Raw genomic sequence first — 681 nt, 5'->3', positions numbered from 1 at the left:
CGTAATCAAGGAGATTGCCTCATCTTCGGTCAGCTTCTTGGTTGTCATCAGGAATTTGCGCATCTTGCGGAAAGCATCGCGCAAAGCCAGGTCAACCGACGATTTCGAGTAAATGTCTGACTGCGCCTTGTCTCCCAGTTCGGTGAGATAATTGGCGAAGCTGAAGCCGTGCACCAGCCACTCATCCCTGGTTTCCAGCATCGGATAGTCGAGGGCTTCGAGAGCCGTGCCGACGAGGTCGGCTTTCTTGTGCAGAATGATCTGGAAGGTGCCGTTCAGCGAGCTTTCGATGGCCGTGCCGCAAAGCTCGGAGTCTCCCTGCGAAGCGTGTGGGTCGCCAACAGACAGCAGGCCGCCTTCGACCGCGACCGGATAATACATCGTGGCGCCCTTGCCGATCCGCCAATTGTCGATGTTGCCTCCGGTATAGCTCGGCGGAATTGAATCGACGATATCGGCTTCCTTTGGTGCCAGGCCGATGACGCCGAAATGCGGACGTATCGGAATGCGCACATTCTTCAGGATGCCGTGGTTCTCCTTGATTGTGGAGTGATCGACCGGAACGCCGGGATAGTCGATGGTTTTGTGCACGACGCCCGAAGGATCGGTCTGTGGAGTCCATTGGAAATTGTACACGGCTTTCGCCCAGTTGCGTTCGCCTGATGCGTCGACCTCATAGAT

1 protein-coding gene is annotated in these 681 nt (G+C 56.2%); it reads right to left on the bottom strand.

The genetic code is table 11. The features are described 5' to 3' along the window. The coding region (locus AC0QUY_RS42670; RefSeq protein WP_475391741.1) for an acetamidase/formamidase family protein at positions 1–681 on the bottom strand (681 nt) is incomplete at both ends.

Source organism: Bradyrhizobium sp. WYCCWR15520 (genome assembly GCF_056174665.1).
Note: the sequence above shows the minus strand (reverse complement) of the source record. Positions and strands in the feature narration are given on the sequence as shown.